The organism is Tessaracoccus yangjingae (assembly GCF_055326235.1).
Genome location: NZ_JBUZNN010000001.1, coordinates 501982 through 518372 on the forward strand (window position 1 = coordinate 501982; position 16391 = coordinate 518372).

12 protein-coding genes and 1 riboswitch are annotated in these 16391 nt (G+C 71.4%); of the genes, 5 read left to right on the top strand and 7 right to left on the bottom strand.

Annotation, left to right across the window (positions count from 1 at the left end; genetic code table 11):
- Nucleotides 1-11 precede the first annotated feature (11 nt).
- Nucleotides 12-860, bottom strand: coding sequence for a DUF2510 domain-containing protein (locus tag ACZK5D_RS02375; RefSeq protein ID WP_458994463.1), 849 nt, complete (start codon nucleotides 858-860; stop codon nucleotides 12-14).
- Nucleotides 861-1046: 186 nt separating this feature from the next.
- Between ACZK5D_RS02375 and ACZK5D_RS02380 the strand changes: the two genes are divergently transcribed.
- Nucleotides 1047-2339, top strand: coding sequence for a glutamine synthetase family protein (locus ACZK5D_RS02380; RefSeq protein WP_458996565.1), 1293 nt, complete (start codon nucleotides 1047-1049; stop codon nucleotides 2337-2339).
- Between the two features lie 21 nt (nucleotides 2340-2360).
- On the opposite strand, the gene ACZK5D_RS02385 is transcribed toward ACZK5D_RS02380, so the two are convergent.
- Nucleotides 2361-2780, bottom strand: coding sequence for a sterol carrier family protein (locus ACZK5D_RS02385; RefSeq protein ID WP_463664100.1), 420 nt, complete (start codon nucleotides 2778-2780; stop codon nucleotides 2361-2363).
- 129 nt (nucleotides 2781-2909) lie between these two features.
- Here ACZK5D_RS02385 and ACZK5D_RS02390 point away from each other — a divergent pair, with 129 nt between their 5' ends.
- From ACZK5D_RS02390 to ACZK5D_RS02405, 4 genes are all read left to right on the top strand, one after another.
- On the top strand, nucleotides 2910-5828 hold the full coding sequence (locus ACZK5D_RS02390; protein WP_463664101.1) for a bifunctional [glutamine synthetase] adenylyltransferase/[glutamine synthetase]-adenylyl-L-tyrosine phosphorylase: 2919 nt from the start codon (nucleotides 2910-2912) through the stop codon (nucleotides 5826-5828).
- A gap of 35 nt (nucleotides 5829-5863) precedes the next feature.
- A riboswitch (FMN riboswitch) is annotated at nucleotides 5864-5996 on the top strand.
- 86 nt (nucleotides 5997-6082) lie between these two features.
- Nucleotides 6083-6922, top strand: coding sequence for an ABC transporter permease (locus ACZK5D_RS02395; RefSeq protein ID WP_463664102.1), 840 nt, complete (start codon nucleotides 6083-6085; stop codon nucleotides 6920-6922).
- A complete protein-coding gene (locus tag ACZK5D_RS02400) occupies nucleotides 6919-7941 on the top strand; it encodes an ABC transporter substrate-binding protein (RefSeq protein WP_463664103.1) in 1023 nt (340 codons plus the stop codon). The genes ACZK5D_RS02395 and ACZK5D_RS02400 overlap by 4 nt, the downstream gene beginning before the upstream one ends.
- 10 nt (nucleotides 7942-7951) lie before the next feature.
- A complete protein-coding gene (locus ACZK5D_RS02405) occupies nucleotides 7952-8917 on the top strand; it encodes an MDR family oxidoreductase (protein ID WP_463664104.1) in 966 nt (321 codons plus the stop codon).
- A 505-nt stretch (nucleotides 8918-9422) separates the two neighbouring features.
- Here ACZK5D_RS02405 and ACZK5D_RS02410 read toward each other — a convergent pair.
- The 5 genes from ACZK5D_RS02410 to ACZK5D_RS02430 all read right to left on the bottom strand — a co-directional run bounded on the left by ACZK5D_RS02410 (nucleotide 9423) and on the right by ACZK5D_RS02430 (nucleotide 16269).
- The gene (locus tag ACZK5D_RS02410; RefSeq protein ID WP_463664105.1) at nucleotides 9423-11567 is read right to left on the bottom strand and encodes an MMPL family transporter; all 2145 of its coding nucleotides are present in this window, start codon (nucleotides 11565-11567) and stop codon (nucleotides 9423-9425) included.
- 138 nt (nucleotides 11568-11705) lie between these two features.
- Nucleotides 11706-13127: a type I glutamate--ammonia ligase gene (glnA, locus tag ACZK5D_RS02415; RefSeq protein WP_458994456.1), complete on the bottom strand. Its 1422-nt coding sequence runs from the start codon at nucleotides 13125-13127 to the stop codon at nucleotides 11706-11708.
- A 123-nt stretch (nucleotides 13128-13250) separates the two neighbouring features.
- Nucleotides 13251-14102, bottom strand: a complete 852-nt coding sequence (locus ACZK5D_RS02420; protein ID WP_458994455.1) for an ABC transporter permease — start codon at nucleotides 14100-14102, stop codon at nucleotides 13251-13253.
- Complete coding sequence (locus ACZK5D_RS02425) at nucleotides 14099-14818, bottom strand: ABC transporter ATP-binding protein (RefSeq protein WP_463664106.1); 720 nt, start codon at nucleotides 14816-14818, stop codon at nucleotides 14099-14101. Before ACZK5D_RS02425 ends, ACZK5D_RS02420 begins: the two co-directional genes overlap by 4 nt.
- A 101-nt stretch (nucleotides 14819-14919) precedes the next feature.
- Nucleotides 14920-16269 (bottom strand): dicarboxylate/amino acid:cation symporter, encoded by a 1350-nt coding sequence (locus ACZK5D_RS02430; RefSeq protein ID WP_463664107.1) that lies wholly within the window; start codon nucleotides 16267-16269, stop codon nucleotides 14920-14922.
- Nucleotides 16270-16391: the final 122 nt, after the last annotated feature.

Here is a 16391-nt window from a genome sequence, read left to right on the forward strand (position 1 = left end):
GTAAGGCCCGGCTACCCGTCGAAGCGCAGGGAGTTGAGCGACACGTCCACCTCGGCCCGGTTCTCGTCATGGCCGATGGTCACGCACGAGACGTAGACGGCGAAGCGGTCCTTGTCGTCTGTGGGCACCAGGATGATGTCCACCACGTCGCCCTCGATGTCCTGGTCCGCCATGTTGCCGACGAAGATGTTGGACGTCAGCCGCCATCCGATCCGGTCCGAGACCACGTAGTCCTCGTTGATGAGCAGCTCGCGCCGCTCGAAGCCCAGGAACATGCCGGAGGAGGCCATGCAGGTGACGAACTGCTCGGCGGCGGTGCTCATCACGGGCGAGAACCCGTCGGAGACCTTGATGTAGCCGACGTTGACGTTGCTCATCCACCCGAGGGCGATGTCTCGGGTCATGCCGTTGGACTCGTAGAGCCAGTCGATCCACGCGGAGTTCTGTTCCCAGCGCGAGCCCGACGGCGGCTCGATCGACAGGCCTCCGCCGTGCAGCCGCCCGTCGCGGATCTCGCTGCGGGGGTAGTCGTCGGCGGTGGGGCACTCGATGGGCTGCCCGAAGCCGGTCTCGATGGGCGTGGGGCTGGGCGTCTCGGTGGGCACCAGTTCGTTCCACTGGGTGCCGGTGGGGCGGGCGGAGCGGTTGTCCTCCGGGGTGGCGGCGAAGGGGTTGGACCCGGCGGGGAACATGATGATGGCCGCGATGACCCCGCCGATGACCACCAGGGCGATCAGCAGCCACAGCGCCGCGCCCGGCCCCCTGCGGGGGGAGTGCCCGGTCTCCATCCAGCGCTGCCCGTCCCAGTAGCGCCGGCCCTGCGGCGCCGTCGGGTCTGCGTACCAGCCGGGCTCTGCCATGGGCCAATAGTAGGCGCTGGTCAGGCGGTATCCACCCGCGCGCGGGCCCGGGCGGGCGGCCCCGCCCGGGCGCCGCCGCGGGAGCGGGCGCGGTGGGCTGTTTCCGCGCGGTTCGTCATGCGGCTGAAACAAAGTGCGGGCAGACTGGGCGCCATGGATAGGCAGACTGAGTTCGTCCTGCGTTCGATGGAGGAGCGGGGGATCCGGTTCGTCAGGCTCTGGTTCACCGACGTGCTGGGCTCGCTGAAGTCCGTAGCCATCGCCCCCGCCGAGGTGGAGGGCGCCATCTCCGAGGGCGTGGGCTTCGACGGCTCGGCCATCGAGGGCTTCGCGCGCGTCTTCGAGTCGGACATGGTGGCGCACCCTGACCCGTCGACGTATCAGGTGCTGCCGTGGCGGCAGGCAGGCCGGTCCACGGCCAGGATGCTGTGCGACATCAAGCTGCCCGACGGCTCCCCGAGCTTCGCCGATCCCCGCTACGTGCTCAAGCGTGCGCTGCAGAAGGCCGGGCAGATGGGCTTCACGTTCTACATCCATCCCGAGATCGAGTTCTTCCTGCTCCGATCGCTCACCCCGCCGGTGCCCCTGGACGACGGCGGATACTTCGACCACACCACCCTGGGTGACGGCACCGACTTCCGCCGCGACGCCATCACCATGCTGGAGCAGATGGGCATCTCGGTGGAGTTCAGCCACCACGAGGCTGCGCCCGGGCAGCACGAGATCGACCTGCGCTACGCGGACGCGCTGACCATGGCGGACAACGTGATGACCTTCCGGGTGGTGATCCGCGAGGTGGCGGTCAGCCAGGGGATCCACGCGTCGTTCATGCCCAAGCCGTTCTCCGAGCACGCGGGCTCCGGCATGCACACGCACATGTCGCTCTTCGAGGGCGACACCAACGCCTTCTACGACGCCTCGGACGAGTACAACCTGTCGAAGACCGCCAAGCAGTTCATCGCGGGCCTCATGCGGCACGCGCCGGAGATCACCGCGGTGACCAACCAGTGGGTCAACTCCTACAAGCGACTGGTGGGCGGCGGCGAGGCGCCGTCGTACGCGTGCTGGGGGCGCGCCAACCGCTCGGCGCTCATCCGGATCCCGCAGTTCACCCCGGGCAAGACGTCGTCGGCGCGCATCGAGTACCGGGCCGTCGACGCGGCGGTCAACCCCTACCTCGCCTACGCCGTGCTGCTCAACGCCGGGCTCAAGGGCATCGAGGAGGAGTACGAGCTCCCGGAGGAGACCGAGGACGAGGTGTGGCGCCTCACGGACCGCGAGCGCCAGGCCATCGGGATCCAGGAGCTGCCCCGCAACCTCGACGAGGCGCTGCGCCTGATGGAGGACAGCGAGCTGGTGGCCGAGACCCTCGGCGAGCACGTCTTCGAGTACTTCCTGCGCAACAAGCACGAGGAGTTCTCCGCCTACCGCAAGCAGGTCACGCCGTGGGAGCTGGAGCGCCACATCCGCGTGATGTGACGCGGGCCGTCGGTGTCGCGGCTAGAGGGGGAAGGCGCGGGCCGCCTCGTCGGCGTGCACGCCTGAGGCGCTGAGCTGGGCCTCGTCCCACGGGATGCGCCCGACGGCGAGGCCAACAAACGTGTCCGGGGTCATCTCCACCACGTTGGGCGGGGTGCCCCTCGTGTGCCTGGGCCCGGTGTCGAAGCCGATCTGGACCGCCGCGAACGGGGGGACCCGCACCTCGATCGACGCCCCCGGATGCCGCTCGCCCAGCAGCCCGCATCCCGCCCGGCAGACCGCGGCCGTGAGGTCGCGGCCGAGGGGGGCGGGGTCTGCGGCGGCGCGCAGCAGGAGCCCGGTGAGGTCCGGCCGGCGCCTGGACAGTTCGGCGTCGAGCGAAGGATCGGGGCCGAGGCGCTCCCGCAGTGCCGCGACGACCGTCGGGGTGGGCTTGAACATGGTGGCCCCAGGATAACCAGTGCCTGGACGCGCCTCCCGCGGCGGAGGCGCCGGCCTCCGGTTCCGAGTGCGCCGAGCCGCCTGCGGGTGACGCCCGCGCGCCGGGCCGGGCGTCGATACTCTGAGCGGGTGACCAGGTACCAGTCGCAGACCGGCGAGTTCGCCCGGCGCGGATTCGACTCCGCGACGGCCAGCGCGCGCGTCTGGGAGCGGTGGCAGCAGCGGATCGACGGCGAGCCGCCGGTGGACCTCGACGTGTTCGAGCCCGTGGCGGACCGCGACCTCGCCCTCCACTCACTGGACCGCATCGCCGAGGCCGCGCCCCACCTGATCGCCCGCGTCGCCGTCGACGAGGGTTGGCTGCACCGCCTCGTCATGGTGCTGGGCGGATCGACGGCGCTCGCCCAGACCTTGGTGCGGCATCCCGAGGAGATCGAGGCCCTCCGGGAGCCGCCCCGCCGCCGGGGCCGCGCCGGCTGGCAGGAGTTCTTCGCGGCCCGAGTGGGGCTGGAGGACGGTGTGGCGCGCGGACCCGCGGACGCGCTCAGGCTGGCGAACCGGGTGGCGCTCGTCGAGATCGCCGTGCGCGACCTCACCGCGCCGGACTCCCTGGCCCTCGCCGACGAGGTGGCGGAGGAGCTTGCGCACGTGGCCGACGCGGTGCTCGAGATGTCGCTGGCGCACGCGCGCGCCGAGGTGCCGGGGTGGGAGAAGGCCCGGCTGGCCGTCCTCGCGCTCGGTAAGACCGGGGCGCAGGAGCTCAACTACATCTCCGACGTCGACGTGATCTACATCGCCGAGCCGGCCGAGGGCATCGGCGCCGACGAGGCGTTGACCGTGGCCACCAGGCTGGCGGCCGCGCAGGCCCGGCTGTGCTCCGCGCACACCGCCGAGGGCACCATCTGGCAGGTCGACGCGGCGCTCCGGCCCGAGGGCAAGGCGGGCCCGCTGGTGCGGACGCTGGCGAGCTGCCGCACGTACTACGAGAAGTGGGCGAAGAACTGGGAGTTCCAGGCCATGCTGAAGGCCAGGCCCGCCGCCGGTGACCAGGCGCTCGGCCAGGATTTCGTCGACATGGTGTGGCCGATGGTGTGGCAGGCGGGGGAGCGGCCCGAGTTCCTCGCCGAGGTCCGCGCCATGCGCGAGCGGGTGATCTCGCTGATCCCGGCCAAGCAGGCCGACAAGGAGATCAAGCTCGGCTCGGGCGGCCTCCGCGACACCGAGTTCTCCGTGCAGCTCCTGCAGCTCGTGCACGGCAGGGCCGACGAGCGGCTCAGGGTCCGGGGCACCTTCACCGGGCTGACGGCGCTGGTGGGGAGCGGCTACATCGGGCGCGCCGACGGAGCGGAGATGGCGGCGGCCTACCGGTTCCAGCGGGTGCTGGAGCACAGGGTCCAGCTGAGGCGGCTGCGGCGCACCCACCTGGTGCCCGACGACGAGCTGGCCGTGCGCCACATCGCCCGTTCCCTCGGCCTCAGCGGCGAGGAGCTGCAGGCGCGGTGGCGGGACTCCACCCGCCGCGTCCGGCGGCTGCAGCAGCGGATCTTCTTCTCGCCCCTGCTCGACGCGGTCAGCCACGTGCCCACCGACGGCCTCAAGCTCACCCCCGACGCCGCCAAGACCCGGATGCGGGCCCTCGGGTTCGCCGACCCCCAGGCGGCCCTCGGGCACATCCAGGCGCTCACCCGCGGGACGGACCGCGGCGCCGAGATCCAGCGCCAGCTGCTCCCGGCGATGCTCGAGTGGTTCGCCGAGGGCCCCAACCCGGACTTCGGCCTCCTCTCCTTCCGGCAGCTCTCCGAGGCACTGGGCAGCAGCGCCTGGTACCTGCGGGCGCTGCGCGACGAGGGCTACATGGCACACCGGCTGGCCCGGATCGCGTCGTCGAGCCGCTACGTGGTGAACCTGCTCAAGCGGGCGCCGCACCACATCCACATGCTGGCCGGCAACGACGAGCTCCGTCCCCGCGCGGCCGAGGAGCTGACCGAGGCGATGGGCCGGGCGGCCAGCCGCCAGGACGACCTCGACAAGGCCATCGCGTCGGTGCGCGCGCTGCGGAGGGCCGAGCTCTGCCGGATCGCGCTGAGCGACGTCCTCGGCGACGCCGACCTCGCCACCGTGGAGGTGGCGCTCAGCGACCTGGCCTCGGCCACCATCGACGCCGGCCTGGTCCTCGCGCGCCGCCGGGTGGACGCCCCCGAGGTGGGCGTCATCGCCCTAGGGCGGTGGGGCGGCCGCGAGATGTCGTACTCCTCGGACGCCGACTGCATGTTCGTGGTCCCCGACGGCGTCGAGGGCGAGGACCTCACGCGTGCCACCGAGCTGGTGCGGCACCTCGCCGACATCATCGGCAAGCCCGGCCCCGACCCGGCGCTGGTGGTCGACACCGACCTCCGCCCCGAGGGCAAGGGCGGGCCGCAGGTGCGCACCGTCTCCTCGTACGCCACCTACTACGCCAAGTGGGCCTCCACGTGGGAGGCACAGATGCTGCTGCGCGCCCGGCCCGGCGCTGGGGAGCTGCGGCTGGCGGAGGAGGTGCTGGACGGCCTGGCCGGCTTCCGCTACCCCGTCGGCGGGCTGAGGCCCGAGCAGGTCACCGAGATCCGCAAGCTGAAGTCGCGGATGGAGACCGAGCGCATCCCGAAGGGGGTGCCCCGGGACCGGCACCTCAAGCTGGGCCCCGGAGGCCTGTCCGATGTGGAGTGGACCATCCAGCTGCTGCAGCTGCAGCACGCGCACGCGCACCCCGGGCTGCGGACCACCTCCACCCTGGGGGCCCTGCGCCTGCTGGCCCGGCTCGAGCTGCTGGAGGAGGCGCAGGCCGTCCGGCTGGAGGAGGCCTGGGTGCGGGCGAGCCGGCTGCGCGACGCGATCATGCTCGTGCGCGGCCGTGCGAGCGACGCCCTCCCGTCGGATGTCCGCGAGCTGGCCGCGACCTCGGTGCTGCTCGGCTACGGCCCCAGGGAGTCGTCGCAGCTGGTCGACGACACCCGCCGGCTGATGCGCCGCGCCTCGGACGTGGTGGGCTCCGTGTTCTGGAAGGGCTGAAAGCCGCCCGCGAGCGTGGTGCTACCATCGACCCAAACGTGTTCCGGGGTCGGTGTAAGTCCGAACCGGCGGTGATAGTCCGCGACCCCCGCGGCCCAGCCGGGCCAAAGGGTTGACTCGGTGGAACTCCGAGACCGACAGTCAGAGTCTGGATGGGAGGAACACGCGTGTGCGACGGCGCGCGCACGTTTCCGTGCGCGCATGCATGCCGTCGTCCCTGCGCGTACCCCGGACCTGACTGAAGGACCGGGACGATGACCATCCAGGAGCGGCGGCGGGCGCGCACACTCGCGCATCTCGGCGTGTGGTCCGCCTACCCCGCCCGCACCAGGCCCACCGCTGGGCGGTGGAAGACCACAATGGCGGCGTTCGCCGTCGTGCTGCTCCTCTGGTGGGGCGTCACCGCCACCGGCCTGATCGCCCCCCTGTACCTGCCCAACCCGGTCGACGTCGTCTCGCGCATGGTCACCCAGGCCACCACAGGCGTGGCGTTGCGCTACCTGGCGCCCACCCTGGGTGCCGCGCTGCTCGGCGCAGTCCTCGCCGTCGCCGTGGCCATCCCGCTGGGGATCGTGATCACGCACTCGCGGCTGCTGGCCGCGGTGATCGAGCCGTTCGTCGCCGTCTCGCAGACCGTCCCGCTCGTGGCCATCGCGCCGCTGCTGGTGCTGTGGATCGGCTACGGCACCGTGCCGATCGCCGTGCTGTGCGCCATCATCGCGTTCTTCCCCATGGTGACCACCACCGTCGTGGGGCTCCGGTCCCTCGACATGCGCGTGGTCGAGAACGCGCTCCTCGACGGCGCCTCGGCCCGGCAGCGGCTGTGGCACGTCGAGGGCCCCATGGCGGCCCCCGCCATCCTCGCCGGCGTCCGCGGCGGCGTGGTGCTCACCATGACCGGCGCCGTCGTCGGCGAACTCGTGATGGGCGGAGCCGGCCTCGGCACGCTCCTCACCCTCACCCGGGAGGCGGCCGACACGGCGGGGCTGTTCGCCGTCGTCGCCTGGATCAGCCTCACCTCCCTCACCCTGCACGGCCTCGTCCACGTCGCAGAACGCGCCGCGGTCGCCCGACTCCAAGGAGAATCCACATGATCACCCGACGTTCCCTCATCCTCGGCGGCCTCGCCGTCGCCGGCGCCACGGGACTCGCCGCCTGCTCGGCCGGGCCGCAGACCACCCCCACACCCACGCCCAGCGGGAGCATGCTCGCCGACGGCGTGCTCACCGTTGGCCTCACCTACATCCCCAACGTGCAGTTCAGCGCCTTCTACCTCGGCGTGAGGGAGGGGCTGTTCGCCAAGCAGGGGCTCGACGTGACGCTGCGGCACCACGGCCAGCAGGAGGACGTGTTCGGCGCCGTGCTGGCCCGCGAGGAGCACGTCGTGTTCGCCTCCGCCGACGAGGCCATGGTGGCCGCGGCCAACGGCCAGGACCTGCGCACGTTCGCCACCAGCTACCAGACCTACCCGCTCGAGGTGATGGGCGGCGCCGGACTCGGCCTCTCGGCCGAGGAGGGCCTGGCGGTGCTCGCCGGCCGGAGCCTCGGCATCCCCGGCCACTTCGGGTCCAGCTACTACGCGGCGCTGGCCGCGATGCACGAGGCGGGGCTCACCGAGGCGGACGTGAAGCTGATGGACATCGGCTACACGCAGCTTTCGGCGCTGGCCGCCCGGCAGGTGGACTTCATCATGGGCTTCCGCAACAACGAGCTGGTTCAGCTCCAGGCGCAGGGGGAGCAGGTGATCTCGATCCCCATCTCGGATCCGGCGTCGCCGCGCCTGGTGGGGCCGAGCCTCGTCACCGTCGGCACCGAGGTGTCCGACGACGTGCTGGCGGCTGTCGCGGCCGGCATGCGGGAGGCGCAGGAGGCCGTGATCGCGGATCCGGAGGCCGCGCTGGACGCCACCGCCGAGCAGGTGCCCGCGCTCGCCGACCCGGCGCAGCGGGAGTCCGCCGCGAAGGTGCTGGAGGCGACCACAGGACTCTGGACCAGGGACGGGAAGGTCGACGTGTCGCTCGACACCGCGGCGTTCGGGCGGATGGCCGACTTCCTCGTCGAGGTGGGCGTCATCGAGCAGGCCCCGGCGAACCCGTACGTGGATCTCGCCTAGGGTGGTGGCCATGCGCGGAATCGTGGTGCGGGATGACGGGGTGGCCCTCGAGGAGGGCTGCGAGGAGCTGCTGAGCGACGAGGGGGTCCTCGTCGAGGTGGTGTACTCCGACCTCAACTACAAGGACGCCCTGGCCGTGACCGGCAGGCCCGGGGTGGTGCGGCAGCGGCCGCTCATCGCAGGCATCGACATGGTGGGCCGCGTCGTCGAGTCGCCGGACGAGCGCTGGAACCCGGGCGAATGGCTCGTCCTCAACGGCGCCGGCCTGTCCGAGAGCCGGCACGGTGGTTACGCCGACCTCGCCCGCGCAGACGCGGACCTCGCCGTCCGGATCCCCGACGGGCTCACCCCGGAGCGGGCGGCCGCCCTCGGCACCGCCGGCTACACGGCCGCGTTGGCCGTGCTGCGGCTCGTCATGGAGGGGGTCACCCCGGACGCCGGGCCGGTGCTGGTGACCGGGGCGACGGGCGGCGTGGGGTCGATCGCGACGATGCTGTTGGCGTCGGCGGGATTCGGGGTCGCGGCGGTCACCGGGCGCCCCGACGAGCTGGGCGACTACCTGCGTGAGCTGGGGGCGGACACTGTCCTGCCGCGCGAGGCCCTGGCGGACCCGGGCCGCCCCGTGCAGAAGGCCGTCTACGGCGGCGTGATCGACTCGGTCGGCGGCCAGACGCTCGCCAACGCCATCGCGCAGACCCAGCCCCACGGGGTGGTCGCCGCCTGCGGGCTGGCGGGCTCCGCCGAGCTGCCGGCCAGCGTGCTGCCGTTCATCCTGCGCGGGGTCACGCTGGCGGGGATCGATTCGGTGTGGGCGGACATGGAGGACCGTGCCGACGCGTGGCGTGTGCTGTCGCGGGGAGTCGACGTGGACCTGCTGGACGCGATGACCACCCGGGTCGGCCTCGACGGCGTGATCGCCGCCGGTGAGGACCTCCTCGCCGGACAGCGCCACGGCCGCACCCTCGTCGAGCTCTGAGCTTCGGCGGCCCTTCCCGCTGGTTGAGCCGCGCCGAGCCGCCTGCGGCTCCGCGCGTGTCGACTTGGGTTGAGCCGGGCCGAGCCGCGAAGCGGCCCAGCCCGCGCCGAAACCAACCGACGTACGCCTGTCCATGGACCGGGTCGCGGTTCCCGCTCCGGGTGCCGGGAGCCCTGAGTCGAGGCCCGTGCGGCCCGTGTCCACCGCCTGCTTGTCGGCCGCGTGCTGGGCTGTGGTCGGGTAGTTGAGGCCGCCCGGGCCTCGTCTCACGTCTCCCGTCACTCGTCTGCCCATGGCGTGGTCCCCTCCGGGCGTGCGCCGGCAGGGCGGCCCTGGCTCAAGCCTGCTTCAGGCGGGTTCCTCTGGGTGCCCCTCGGGCTGGGCATCCCTGCGCCTAGCCGCCCTCCCGTCACCCACCCTCCTGCGCACCTCGCGCATCCCTGCGCGCAGCCGCCGTCATGGGTGGGAGTGGCTGGGAGAGAACGCGCCGGCGAGGGGTCGAGGTTCAGTCGGTCTGAGCGTGGAGCTCCTGGTCCGACTTGAGCTTCGCCGGCCACCACACAGCTGGGCCGATGTCGTAGGCCAGGGCCGGCACCAGCAGCGTGCGCACCAGGAAGGTGTCGATGAGCACGCCGAACGCCACGATGAAGGCCAGCTGCAGCAGGAACAGGATGGGCAGCACGGCCAGGGCCGCGAAGGTCGCGGCCAGCACCAGGCCGGCCGACGTGATCACGCCGCCGGTGACGGCCAGGCCGCGCTTGATGCCCTCGCGGGTGCCGTGGATCAGCGACTCCTCCCTGACGCGGGTCATCAGGAAGATGTTGTAGTCGATGCCCAGCGCCACCAGGAACACGAAGCCGTAGAGCGGCACCGACGGGTCGGCGCCCGGCAGGTTCAGCACGTGGTTGAACACCAGCGCGGCGGTGCCCAGGGCGGTGCCGAAGGACAGCACGGTGGTGAGGATCAACAGCACGGGCGCCAGGATGCTGCGCAGCAGGATGATGAGGATCACCAGGATCACCAGGAGCACGATCGGGATGATGACGTTGCGGTCCCGGATCGACGTGTCGCGGGTGTCGACGTTGGTGGCGGTCTCGCCGCCGATCTGGGCGGCGCCGTCGAGCTCCGCGCGGAGGTCGCGCACCGTCTCGGATGCCTCGTCGCTGTCTGCGGCGTCCGTCAGGGTGGCGAGCAGCATGACCTGGCCGTCGCTGACGGTGGCGGCGGGGGCGGGCGTCCCGGGCGGGCCGAGCGGCTGGATGCCGTCGGCCGTGACGGGGGCGGTGCCGGCGGGGGAGTCTGCCGCGACCACGGAGACGGAGTCCACTCCGTCGTTGGCCAGCAGGAGGTCGGTGACCTCCTGGAGCCGGTCCTCGTCGGTCAGGACGCGGGCCGGGCTGCCGGAGCCGGCGGGGAAGTGCTCGGCGAGGGCCGCCTGGCCGTCGCGGGCCTCCGAGGCGCCGAGCACGAACTCGCTCGGCGGCACGCCGTCGGCCTTCAGCGTGGGCACGAACGCGGCGCCCGCGGCCAGGGCGATGGCGCACACGATCCACACCGTGCGGGGACGCCGCGACACCAGACCGGCCGCCTTGGCGTAGATGCCGGTGGTCATCTGGGCGTCGTCGCCGCGGTTGGGGTCGAAGCGGGGGCGGCGCGGCCAGTAGGAGGCGCGGCCCATGAGGAACAGCATGCTGGGCAGCAGCGTGAGCGCGCCGAGCATCGCGAAGATGATGCCGATCGCGGCGACGGGGCCAAGCGAACGGCTGGAGCCGAGGTCGCTCAGCAGCAGGCACATCAGGCCGGCGATGACGGTGCCGCCGGAGGCCAGCACCGGCTCGATCACGCCCTTGAGTGCGGCGCGCGTGGCGTCAGCCTTCGAGGCGCGCCGCTTCAGCTCCTCCGCGTACCGCGCGGTGTACAGCAGCGAGTAGTCCGTGGCCGCGCCGATGACGAGGATGAACAGGATGCCCTGCGTCTGCCCGGTCAGCGTGACGATCTCTGCCTTGGCCAGCCACCAGTTCGCCAGAAGCGCGACGGCGAGGGCCGAGACGCTGGTGAACAGCACGGCGAACGGCAGGATGAGCGAGCGGTAGACCACCAGCAGGATCACCAGCACCACGGCCAGTGTCACGGCCAACAGCAGGCCGTCGATGCCGCCGAAGGCCGCCGTGATGTCCGCGGTGAACCCGGCCGGGCCGGTGACGAAGTGGGTCAGGCCGTCGGGCAGGTCTGACTCCAGCTCGGCGCGTAGTTCCTCGACCACCTCGGCGATCGGTGAGTCGGAATCGACGCCGGCGAACGCCTGGGCGGCCTTGCCGTCCTCGGACTCGATCAGCGGCGAGACGCTCTCGACCCCTTCGATGTCGGCCAGGGAGGCGGTCTTCTCGCCGAGCGCCGTCAGGTCATCCGGGGTCAGCGCCTCGTCCGACGTGAAGATCACGATGGCCGGAATGGTCGAGGTGTCGACGAAGTCCAGGTAGCGCTCGCCCACCACGGTGGCCTCGGCGTTGGTGGGGAGGAAGGTGGCCTGGTCGTTCGTGGCCACCTCCTCGATGCGGCCGAAGTAGGGGCCGCCCACGGCAGTGCCGGTGAGCCAGATCAGGATGAGGGCGACGGGGATGAGGATGCGCGCGAGACGGGTCTTTGACACGGGGCAATCCTAGGGACGCGATTCAGGCAGTGGAGTGTCGCGGGGTCCGTCGAACGGTTGATGCCGGGGGTGCATCCAAACACGGCAGTGGCCCCCGCCCCTGCGGTGCAGGAACGGGGGCCACTGTCTCGGCTGGGCTCAGAGCGCGTAGTACAGCTCGAACTCGTGCGGGTGGGGGCGCATCGCGATGGCCTGGATCTCGGCGCGCTTGAGCTCGATCCACGTCTCGATGAGGTCCGGGGTGAACACGTCGCCGGCGAGGAGGAACTCGTGGTCCGCCTCGAGGGCGTCGAGCACCGAGCCGAGCGAGCCGGGAACGGTGGGAACCTGCGCGTGCTCGTCCGGGGGCAGCTCGTAGAGGTCCTTGTCGATCGGGGCCATGGGCTCGATGCGGTTCTGGATGCCGTCGATGCCGGCGAGCAGCATGGCCGCGAACGCCAGGTACGGGTTCGACGACGGGTCGGGGCAGCGGAACTCGATGCGCTTGGCCTTCGGGTTGGAGCCCGTGATCGGGATGCGGATGCAGGCCGAGCGGTTGCGCTGCGAGTAGACCAGGTTGACCGGGGCCTCGAAGCCGGGGACCAGGCGGTGGTAGGAGTTCACCGACGGGTTGGTGAACGCCAGCAGCGCCGGGGCGTGCTTGAGCAGGCCGCCGATGTAGTAGCGGGCCATGTCGGAGAGGCCGGCGTAGCCGTTCTCGTCGTAGAACAGCGGCACGCCCTCGTTCCAGATGGACTGGTGGCAGTGCATGCCGGAGCCGTTGTCGCCGAAGATGGGCTTCGGCATGAAGGTGGCGGTCTTGCCGGCCTGCCAGGCGGTGTTCTTGACGAGGTACTTGAACTTCATCACGTCGTCGGCGGACTTCAGCAGCGTGTCGAAGCGCCAGTTGATCTCGGCCTGGCCGGCGGTGCCCACCTCGTGGTGCGCGCGCTCGACCTCGAGGCCCGCGGCCTCCATGTGGCGCACGATGTCGTCGCGGAGGTCACCGAAGTGGTCCACGGGGGCAACCGGGAAGTAGCCGCCCTTGTAGGTGACCTTGTAGCCGCGGTTGCCGCCGTCCTCGACACGGCCCGTGTTCCAGGCGCCCGCCTCGGAGTCGATGTGGTAGTACGACGAGTTCGACGAGGTCTCGAAGCGGATGTCGTCGAACACGTAGAACTCGGCCTCGGGGGCGAAGAAGGCGGTGTCGCCGATCCCGGTGGAGGAGAGGAACGCCTGCGCCTTGCGCGCGATGTTGCGCGGGTCGCGGGAGTAGGGCTCCTTCGTCAGCGGGTCGTGCACGAAGAAGTTGACGTTGATGGTCTTCGACTTGCGGAACGGGTCCACGTAGGCCGTCGTCGGGTCGGGGAACAGCGACATGTCCGACTCGTGGATCTTCTGGAAGCCCGTGATCGACGAGCCGTCGAAGTTGAGCCCGTCCTCGAAGACCTCGCGGCCGAAGGCTGAAGCCGGAACGGTGAAGTGCTGCATGACCCCGGGCAGGTCGCAGAAGCGGACGTCGACTGTCTCGATGCCTTCTTCCTTGATGTAAGCCAGCAGGTCGTCTGCGCCTTGGAACATGGGCGTGTCATTCCTAACGTGTCGATGTGGTGAGGCACACGCTACGGGTAGATCTTTGCCCGGCAGTTGCCGGAAGGTAACAGCGCTGTTACAGCTTTTCCGGACGGGACCTGGCCGGGGGACTCAGCGGGTCTGCCGGGGCATCGACGCGGACGCCAGCACGAGCATCCCCACGACGAGCGCGGCCAGCAGGCCGATGCCCACCCAGGTCTGCGAGGACACCTCGGCGTTGGCGGTGATGTCCAGGACGGCGTCCGCGGCCCACGTCATGGGCAGGATGCGGGCGAACGCCGCCAGCGCGTCGGGCATGTGGTCGACGGGGGCGAACAGCCCGCACAGGAAGATCTGCGGGCCGATGAACAGCGGCATGAACTGCACGGCCTGGAACTCCGTGCGCGCGAAGGCGCTGGCCAGCAGCCCGAAGGACACCCCCACCAGGGCGTCGAGCAGCGCGACGACGAGCAAGGCCCAGATGGGCCCCTCGATGTCCACGCCGTAGACCCCGAGCACGAAGGTGGCCAGCAGGGAGGCCTGCGCCACCCCGAGCAGGCCGAACACCAGGCCGTAGGAGGACAGCAGGTTCCAGCGACTGAGCGGCGTGGTGAGCAGCCGTTCCAGCGTGCCGGTGGTGCGCTCCCTCAGCATCGCGATGGACGTGACCAGGAACATCAGCATCATGGGCAGCACCGCGAGCATCGTGGGGCCGATCTGGTCGAACGCGGGGTCCTGCCCGGGCGGGGTCGGCAGATCGATCATCACGAAGTACAGCAGCGAGATGAAAACCAGGGGGAGGAACATCACCAGGCCGATGGTGCGCGGGTCGGCGTGCAGCTGGGCGAGGATCCGGGCGACGGTGGCCAGCGGTGCCACCCGGCCGCGGTCGACGGCGTGCCTCGGGGCGCCCGCGCCGTGCGCCGGCCTGACTGCCGCGGGGGCGACCTCGATCGGGGCGCCGGCATGCAGGGGCGCGCTCATGCCGCCGCCTCCCGCCGGACGAGCGTGAGGAACGCCGCCTCGGGCGTGGCGGCGCCGGTGGCCGCCTGCAGGTCGGCCATGGGGCCGCTGGCGAGGAAGTGGCCGTCGCGCATCAGCAGGACGGAGTCGCAGCGGCTGGCCTCGTCCATCACATGGCTCGAGACCAGCAGCGTGGTCCCGCCGCGGGCCAGCGCCCGGAAGTGCTCCCAGAGCGACTCCCGCGTCAGGGGGTCCAGCCCCACCGTCGGCTCGTCGAGGATCAGCACCTCGGGCCGGCCGACCAGGGCGCACGCCAGCGACGCCCGGCTCGCCTCGCCGCCCGACAGCGTCTCCACGCGGCGGTTGGCCAGCGGGGACAGCTCCACGTAGGCGATGGCCTCGTCGGCGTGCGCGTCGGGCATGCCGTGCAGGCGGGCGAACAGGAGCACGTTCGCGCGGACCGAGATGTCGCGGTAGATGCTGAGCGACTGGCTGGTGTACGAGACCCGACGGCGGAGCTGCGGGTGCCCGGCGGGCAGCCCCAGCAGGGTGAGGGTGCCCGACGTGATCCGCTGCACGCCCACCATGGCGCGCATCAGGGTGGTCTTCCCGCACCCGGACGGGCCGAAGAGCCCGGTGACGGAGCCGGGCGGAAGGGTGAGGTCCACGCCGTGCAGGATCTCGTTCCTGGCCCGGTGGACGACGAGGCCGCGGGCCTCTGCGGCTGGATGCGCCATGGTCTGGAATCTACTCCCGGCCGGGTGGTCGGGGGCCCGGGGGCGGGCAGACGCGCCGACGCCCCGCGCCTCGGGGGAGGGCGGGGCGTCGGAGGGTGGGATCAGGCGCTGAACACGGGCTCGGCGTCGTAGGTGTCCTGGTCGAGGATGCCCTCTCGCTTGCCGACGATCGCGGCCACCAGCGCCTGGCCGGTGACGTTGAGCGCGGTGCGGCCCATGTCGACGATGGGCTCGACCGCCAGCAGGAGGCCCACCCCGGCCAGCGGCAGGCCGAGGGTGGACAGGGTCAGCGTGAGCATCACCGTCGCGCCGGTGGTGCCCGCGGTGGCCGACGAGCCCAGCACGGCGACGAACGCGATGAGCAGGTAGTGGGTGACGTTGAGGTCGATGCCGTAGAACTGGGCCACGAAGATCGCGGCGAGCGCCGGGAACACCGCGGCGCAGCCGTCCATCTTGGTGGTGGCGCCCAGCGGCACGGCGAAGCTCGCGTACTGGCGGGCCACGCCGAGGTTCCGCTCCACCACCTGCTCGGTGACCGGCATGGTGCCCATCGACGAGCGGGTCACGAAGCCGAGCGAGATGGCCGGCCACACGTTGCGGTAGAACTGGCGGACCCCGAGGCCGTTCAGCTTGAGGATCGCGGGGTAGACCACCAGCCAGACGATGATCAGCCCGATGTAGAGGGCCACCACGAACGCCCCGAGCGAGGCCAGGGAGCTCCACCCATAGGTGGCCACGGCCTTGCCGATGAGGGCGGCGGTGCCGATGGGGGCGAGGCGGATGATCCACCACAGCACCTTCTGGGTGACGGCCAGCGCCGACTCCATGAAGCCCACCAGCGGTGCGGCCTTGTCGCCCACCTTGACCGCCGCGATGCCGAAGAGGATCGAGATCAGGAGGACCTGGAGCACGGAGAAGTTCGCGGCGGCTGTGAACCCCGCCTCGGCGTCGCCGGAGACCCGCACGCCCAGTCCGAGGAAGTTCGAGGGGATCAGGCCGAGCAGGAACGCCGACCACGAGCCGACGCGGCTGGGCTCGGCGGCCGCCTCGCCGTTGACGCCGGCGGTGAGCCAGGGTGCGGAGATGAGGCCGACGGCGATGCCCACGACCACGCTGGCGAACGCGGTGATCGCGAACCAGACCAGGGTCTGGACGGCGAGCCGGGCGGCGTTGGCCACCTCGCGGAGCCGGGCGATGGAGGAGATGACGGCGGTGACGACGAGCGGCACCACGAGGAGGGTGAGCAGGCTGACGTAGGCGTTGCCCACCTCGTAGAGGAGGGTGGCCAGCCAGTTGCGCTCCTCGCCGGCGGGGCCGATGGCGACGGCGATCAGCCCGAGGATCAGGCCGACGACGAGGCCCACGACGATCTGGAAGCTGAGCTGGGTGTAGAAGGGCTTGCGCGGCTGCGGCGTCGCCTCGACGGCGCGTTCGGACGTGGCGGTAGACATGAGGGTTGCGTTTCCTTTGCTGGGGGGTGGGAACCGGACGGGCGCGGTCAGCGACAGACGCCGGCCTGGACGCGGCAGAGGTCCACCCACAGGCGACCGACGAGCAAAGGCATGGCTCCACC

Coding starts and splice junctions, on each gene's coding strand:
- ACZK5D_RS02375 (WP_458994463.1), bottom strand. CDS start 860: ATGGCAGAGCCCGGCTGGTACGCAGACCCGACGGCGCCGCAGGGCCGG.
- ACZK5D_RS02380 (WP_458996565.1), top strand. CDS start 1,047: ATGGAGGAGCGGGGGATCCGGTTCGTCAGGCTCTGGTTCACCGACGTG.
- ACZK5D_RS02385 (WP_463664100.1), bottom strand. CDS start 2,780: ATGTTCAAGCCCACCCCGACGGTCGTCGCGGCACTGCGGGAGCGCCTC.
- ACZK5D_RS02395 (WP_463664102.1), top strand. CDS start 6,083: ATGACCATCCAGGAGCGGCGGCGGGCGCGCACACTCGCGCATCTCGGC.
- ACZK5D_RS02400 (WP_463664103.1), top strand. CDS start 6,919: ATGATCACCCGACGTTCCCTCATCCTCGGCGGCCTCGCCGTCGCCGGC.
- ACZK5D_RS02405 (WP_463664104.1), top strand. CDS start 7,952: ATGCGCGGAATCGTGGTGCGGGATGACGGGGTGGCCCTCGAGGAGGGC.
- glnA (WP_458994456.1), bottom strand. CDS start 13,127: ATGTTCCAAGGCGCAGACGACCTGCTGGCTTACATCAAGGAAGAAGGC.
- ACZK5D_RS02420 (WP_458994455.1), bottom strand. CDS start 14,102: ATGAGCGCGCCCCTGCATGCCGGCGCCCCGATCGAGGTCGCCCCCGCG.
- ACZK5D_RS02425 (WP_463664106.1), bottom strand. CDS start 14,818: ATGGCGCATCCAGCCGCAGAGGCCCGCGGCCTCGTCGTCCACCGGGCC.
- ACZK5D_RS02430 (WP_463664107.1), bottom strand. CDS start 16,269: ATGTCTACCGCCACGTCCGAACGCGCCGTCGAGGCGACGCCGCAGCCG.